The organism is Methylobacterium sp. CM6257 (assembly GCF_054611515.1).
Map to the genome: position 1 here is coordinate 4,486,026 of NZ_CM137735.1, position 6,475 is coordinate 4,492,500.

Consider the following 6,475-nt stretch of genomic DNA (forward strand, 5'->3'; position numbering starts at 1 on the left):
TGGTCGGGCGTGTCGATCCCGCAAATTCACAGGTCGGTCCGGACGGGGGCTCACGGTTATGGCGCCGGCTACCACTCGTATTCGGCGCCGACGCCGAGGCTGGTGCGGCCGTCGCTGCCGGCCTCGCCCTTCAGCTTGATCCGCCGGGTCACGTCGAAATCGACGCCCACTGCGGTGTCGGCGGGCTTGGCGCCGGCCTTCACGCCGACGCTGACCCGATCGGAGATGTAGCGCGAGGCGCCCAGCGCCGGCCCGCCACTGGCCCCGGTGGAGACGTCCAAGCTGTCGAGTCCAAGGCCCTTGCGCGCCTGCTCGAACATGTCCGGCCCGGCGGCGCCTCCCGAGAATTGCGCCACCGCCTGGGCGAGCTGAAGCGCCTGGAAGGGCGACAATCCGCCTGCGGCCTTCTTGAACAGCAGGCGCGAAAGGATCTCGTCTTGCGGAAGTACCGGGTCCGAGGTCAGGGCGAATTTCGGCGCGTCCGCTGGCCCGGTCACGGCGACCCGGGCGGTGACGTCCGCGGCCTTGGTCTCGGCCGCGAAGTCGAGTTCCGGGGTGGTCAGGCTGCCCGCGAAGGTCAGCCGTCCGCGGCTGAAATCGAGGCGTTGCCCGACGAGTTCGAGGCGACCTCGCCGCATCGCGAAGGCCCCGACGGCGTTGGGCGCCGACGAGGTCCCGGTGACCCGGAGGGAGCCTCCGAGTTCCGCATCGATGCCGCGACCGCGCACGAAGATGCGGCTCGGGGCATCGATTGCCACGTCGAGGGTGGCGTCGAACGGCACGGCGCGTTTCTTCGGCCGACGCCCGGGTGCCGCCGCGGCTTTCCGGACCGCCCGCTGCGCCAGCCGCGCCCGCACGTCGGGGGGCGTGTTGACATGGCGCACCCCCGGCAGCGGCCGGACGGTGGCGGGCAGCCGGTCCGGGACCGCCACGTCAATCGACACGATATCGACCCGGCCGGCGATCCGCGGCGTCCGCACCAGCGGGCCGGCCAGCGTCAGGTCGACGCTCGATACGGCCGTCATCAGCGGGCTCGACACAAGCTCGGCCTTGTCGGCAGTCACGCGGAAAGCGCCCGGGAAATCCGGTTCCAGGGCGACGCGTCCGGTGACTGCGACATGCCCGCCGTTGCGGGTAGCCGCCGTCAGGCGCTCGACCACGAGGCTGTCGCCCCGCCCGGTCACGCGTCCCTCGATCCCGGTTAGGCGGATGCCGTTGAGTGGGTCGGTGAAGCTGCCGCCCGTCAACACTGCCGAGCCGTGTGCCCGCGGTGCCGCGAGCGTGCCGGTGACGCCGCCATCGAGGACGACCCTTCCGGCGACGCTCTGGCCGCCGACGCTCAGCAAGGAATTGGCGAGCGACGCGTCCAGGGTTCCGCGGGCGCGGATATCCAGCGGACCGCCGGCCTCGACCGGCAGCATGCCGGTCACCATCAGAGCGACGCCGCGTCCGGCCGTCACCCGGCCGTCGAGACTCGCCTGGCCGTCCGACAGGGTGCCCTTGGCGCTCGCATCCACCGCCGGCAGGCCCGCTTGGCGGGTCTGCGGCGCCACGAGCTTCGCCACGGTGAGCGCGTAATGTCCCTCCGGCCGGTTCACCGGCCCATGGAGGTCCGCCTCGCCGTCGAGTGTCCCCGACAGGGCGAGACCCGGTGCGGCGATCCGGGCGATCGACAGGGGCAGCGCATGGATCGCCAGCCGCAGGTCGAGGTCACGCCCGGCCCGGCCCGAGACCGTGAGGCGGCCGGAACCCGCCCCGACGGAGAGGCCCTCAATCACCGCGCTACCGTCCCGCAGGGTGATGCTCGCCGGTCCCGTCAGCGCGAAGTGATCGCTCCCCCGGGCGGCCGAGAGGTGCTGGACCTCGATTCGGGTGTCGTCGGCCGGAACGATCCGGGCGGCCCCGTCGAGGCTGAAGCCGCGCGCCCTGGCGATGAGCGTCACGTCGCTGGCCGCCGGGCTGCCGCTGGCGATCAGCCGAGCCATGTCGATCTGCTGGCCCGCGGCGAGCAGCCGGTCAGCCTCCAAGTGGCCGTCGAGGAGCGGATGGGCGCGCAGGTCGCGGCCCTTCATGTCGGCGTCGAACCGGGACAGGGTATAGGCGCCGTAGCGCAGGCCGGCCCCGGTCGCCCGGATCGCCGCATCCTGGCGCCCGCCGTCGCGGACGAGGGTCACCGCGGCGTCGAGGCGTCCCGCCATCGGCTCCGGGGCAAGGGGTGAAATATCCTCCAGATTTCCGGCCCGCACCGTGAGCGAACCGGCCGAAAGCCCAGTCTCAGTCGCAACGGCGGCGCTCCCCTCGACGCTTACCGAGCCGAGATAGAGCATCAGCCTGTCGAGCGCCCAGTCGGTTCCGACGCGCGCCACATGGGCGTCTCCGGACAGCACCTTGCCGGCCACGTCGCCGGAGAGGTGCAGTGCGCCGTCCGGGGCGAGCACTGCGTCGCGCAGCACGGCCTCGGCGCGCAAATTACGGATCGGTTTCCCGTCCGCGGTGGCTGCCGGCACTGTCATGGTCGCTGTGATGTCGGGATGCTCCAGGGATCCGGTGAGCCGCGCCTCGATTCCGGCCCGCCCCGTCAAGCGTCCATCGAGATCCGCAAGGCTTTTCAGATCCATGCGGCCGACGACATCGGAGCCCGTCGCAGTCGCCGTGCCCTGCAGGGTCGCGGTGAGGCCTGTGCCCTCAAGCCGGAGGTGATCGAAGCCGTAGCCGTCATAGGATTGCGAGACGCGCCCCTGCAGGGTCGGCGCGCGGCCCAGGCTGCGGTCGGCGGTCGCGATCCCTGTGGCGAGGCCGGCCGTGGTCACGGTCAGGTCCGCGGCGAGCGCCTTGCGGGCGGGATCGCCGCTGAGCCGCGCCTTTGCCTCCAAGCTGCCCGCCAGACGGCGCCCCGCGATCCCGGAGAACACGGAGAGGTCCGGCAGGGCCGCATCCACCGTCCCGGTCAGGGTGTTCTGGCCGATCCGGCCCGCATAGCCCGCCCGGGCCGTGTCGGAGTCGAGCCGCAGCGTCGCCACCTCGACCACGCCGTCCGGCCCGGATGCCGCGCGCAGGGTCAGCTGCGCCCGGCTGCCGATCGCGCGGCGCAGGGCCGGGTCGGCCAATCGCAGGCCCTCTACATTGCCATCCGCACTGATCGCGAACCGCTGCGCCGAAGCCTCGCCCTGCGGTGCTATGGCGAGATGCGCCTCGATCCGATCGAGGGCGGAGTCGCGACTGCGCAGTCCGGCCGCGTCAAGGTTGCCGCGGACGCTCGGCGCCCCGAGCGGTCCCTTGAGGCTGCCGTCGAACACCAGCTTAGCGATCTCTGCGTCGCCGGTCCGGGTCACGTCCCCCTCCGTGGGAAGGGCACGGGCCTGGAGGGTCAGGTCGGCGGCCCGGTCCTGAGTCAGGCTTCCCCCGGCCGAGAGGCGGGCGGTATGGGAGGTGAGATCAAGCCGGTCAATCCGGAACGCGCCGCTATCTGCGAAGGCGAGGCCGCCTTCGAGCTTGGTCGTGCCCGCAAACACGGACGCGGCCGGACCCGGCACGAGGCCCTCGATCCGCGCCGCGAGATCGAGGGCGAGGCGACGTTCGGCACCGATGCGGGAGATCTTCGCGCCGCCTTTCGCGCCGATATCGGGCCCGGCCGTGAAGTCGAGCTTGGCGGACCATGCGTCGAGCGTCCCGGTCCCGACGAGGTCGAAATCGATGGGCGGGGTGCCCGGGATGTTGGCGGCCTTCGAGAGCAGGCCGCCCGACGGTTCGACCAGGTTCGCCTTCAGGTCCAGGCGGTCGCCGTCCGGCACATAGAGCAACGTCAGCAGGAAGCGTCCCGCGGCGTCGAGGCGCTGGGCTCGGGCCTGGAGATCGAGCCCCTCGCTCGCCGCGCCGAGGCGGGCGCGCCCCTCCGCCGAGAGCCGGGCTGGCTGGCCGGCGACTGGCTCGCCGAGCACGAGTTCCGCCAGCTTGAAGCCCCTGATCTCAACCTTGACGGGGAGATCCGGCAGCAGCTTCCCATTGGGCTTAGCCTCCGGCGGCGTCGGGCCGGGGATCGGCCGGCGAAGCATCTCGAGGCGTCCAAGCTCGAGGCTGTCCACCTCCAGACGCCCCGACAGTAGGGCGAGCCGCCGCCAGACGATCCGGGCTCGGTCGAGCTTCAGCCAGATGCCGTCGCGGTCGCTTACAGCGACATCGCGGATCGTGGCGTCCGACGAGAGCGCCCCGTCGACTGCGCCGATCGATACCCGCGAGGACGGCGTCGAGAGGGCGCGGGACAGCAGGCTGCCCAGCACGGATTTGTCGCCCGCGTCGGCGTACGACAGCGTGACGAGGCTCGGCCCCAGGATTGCGAGACTGATCAGGACAAGCGCTAGGCTCCATCGTCCTTCCCGCAGGGACGAGCGAGCGGCACGGTGCTGGAGGCCGGTCCGATATGCCATTCAGAACGCCTGCCCCAGGCTGAGATACAGGACGGCCGGCCGGACATGGCCGCCTTTGTAGGGGTCGAGCGGGAAGGCGAGATCCGCGCGGATCGGGCCGATGCCGGTGTAGTAGCGCAGGCCGATGCCCACGGATTTCCGGATCTTCTCGTCGAAATCCGGCAGCGCGGAGGCGAAGGCGGTGCCCGCGTCGAAGAACGGGACCACGCCGATCGTGTCGGTGACCTTGATGCGGGCCTCCAGAGAGGCTTCCAGGAGGCTGCGGCCGCCGATCGGCAGATTGTAGGGGCCGATCGGCCCGAGCGTCCGGTACGGATAGCCGCGCACGGAGCCACCGCCACCCGCGAAGAATCGGAAATTGTCCGGGATGTCCCCGAGGGGCGAATCGGAGACCGAGCCGAAGCCGATGCGTCCGGCCAGGATATATCGGGATTCCTCGTCGAGCGAGTAGTAGGTGGAGCCCTGCGCCTTGGCGACAACGATGCCGGGTGACGAGATCGCGCCCGGATAGACCGCCAGCGAAGCAATGGCGCGCACGCCGCGCGTCGGGTCCAGAAGGCTGTCGGTGGAGTCGTAGGTCACCGAGGCTGGCACGCCGATCAGCCGGTAATTGACGGTGCCGAGGGCATCCTTCGAGCGGCCGATCTGGCCGTCGAGGCCGATCTGAGCCGAGAACGTGTCGGAGAACCGGTTCCGGATCGCCGTCGAGGCACCGCCACCATCGACCAGATAGCTCTGCTGCACCTCGCGGGTGATGAAGGCATTGGCCAGCAGGTCGTTGCGGGTTCCCCAGAGCGCGGGCTGGACGTAGGTCGCTGAGAGCCGACCGCCGAGGCCGTTGGTACCGATCCCGGCAATCTTGCGCTGGGTCGCGAACGGATCGTTGCCTAGGCCGAGATAGTAGATGTCGGCATCGAGCCGGAACGTCTCGCCGCCGCCGAACAGGTTCCGGTTTGCGTAGTAGGCGCGCACCCCAGGCCCATCGACCGTCGAGTAGCGCGCCGCGATGCCGATGAGGTTGCGCTCGCGCTCGCTCAACTCCACGAAGAGCGGCAGGTTGCCGTCGGCGTCGAGCGCTGTCCCCTCGCGGACCCGTACCGCCCCGATCCCTTCGATGCGGGCGACGGAGCGCCGTATGGCCGCTTCCGCTTGGAGCGAATAGGGTTCCCCCATGTCGGCATAGATGAAAGAGCGGATCGTGGCCGGGTCGATGCCCGGCGCGCCGCTGATCGCGATCGGCCCGATGGTGGCGACGGGGCCTGGATCGACCGTGAAGGTCACATCCATGACGTGGGCGGCATCGTCCACCACCGGATCGCGGGCGGTGGCCTTGGCGAAGGCATGTCCCCGGGACCGGAAATGGTCGACAATCTGCGCCTCGCGAGCCAGCACCGTCGCCGATCGGGCCGGCACTTCGTCGTCCACGCGGGTGATGCGCGGCGGCAGAATCGTATCGGGGAAGGTGCTGCCCGCCGGATCACGCACGACGATGTGGCGCAGCCGATAGAGCGGCCCCAGATCGATGGCGATCCGAACCGGAACGAGACCGCGGTTGCGCCAGGCCTCCGCCGCTCCGACCGCCGCAGCGGCCGATCCGGTCACGGGAGCGCCGTCGATCCGGATCGCGGTCGTGGCCTGATAGTACCCGTAGCCCGGCAGGACATCCGCGAGCTTGAGCAGGTCGGCCTCGGCCCGGCGCAGGAGTCCCTCCCCGTCCGGCGGCGGCTCCTGGCGCAGGCGGTAGAGGGTCGAGGCATCCTGCAGGGCGCGCAACACATCGGCATCGTCGGTGCCGGTGATGCGCAGCACGTAAGGCAGGGCGGCCGGACTCGGCGCCGGCGGCTCTGATTCGCTGCCGAACAGGCCGAACAGGTCGAAGGCGTGCGCCGGAACAGCGGCGATCACCAGAACCGCCAGGCACGCCGCCATAGCCAGCACTCGCCGAGGCCGCGCGGGACACGTACCGATGACGAACGGCCGGCCAGAAGAAGCGAAGACGCGCAAACCGCAGTCTTCAGTCCTGATCAAGGACAGCAGCGCCGCCCGTCCGG

Annotated in this window: 2 protein-coding genes; both read right to left on the reverse strand. The window is 70.8% G+C overall.

What is annotated here, in order from left to right; genetic code table 11:
• Nucleotides 1-68: 68 nt before the first annotated feature.
• Nucleotides 69-4,424, reverse strand: a complete 4,356-nt coding sequence (locus ACYCO6_RS21855) for a translocation/assembly module TamB domain-containing protein (protein ID WP_459763232.1) — start codon at nt 4,422-4,424, stop codon at nt 69-71.
• Nucleotides 4,425-6,353: an autotransporter assembly complex protein TamA gene (locus ACYCO6_RS21860; protein ID WP_459763234.1), complete on the reverse strand. Its 1,929-nt coding sequence runs from the start codon at nt 6,351-6,353 to the stop codon at nt 4,425-4,427.
• Nucleotides 6,354-6,475: the final 122 nt, after the last annotated feature.

Bases quoted from the DNA above. Each gene is read 5' to 3' on its own strand.
- ACYCO6_RS21860 (WP_459763234.1), bottom strand. From the start codon at position 6,353: ATGGCGGCGTGCCTGGCGGTTCTGGTGATCGCCGCTGTTCCGGCGCAC.
- ACYCO6_RS21855 (WP_459763232.1), bottom strand. From the start codon at position 4,424: ATGGCATATCGGACCGGCCTCCAGCACCGTGCCGCTCGCTCGTCCCTG.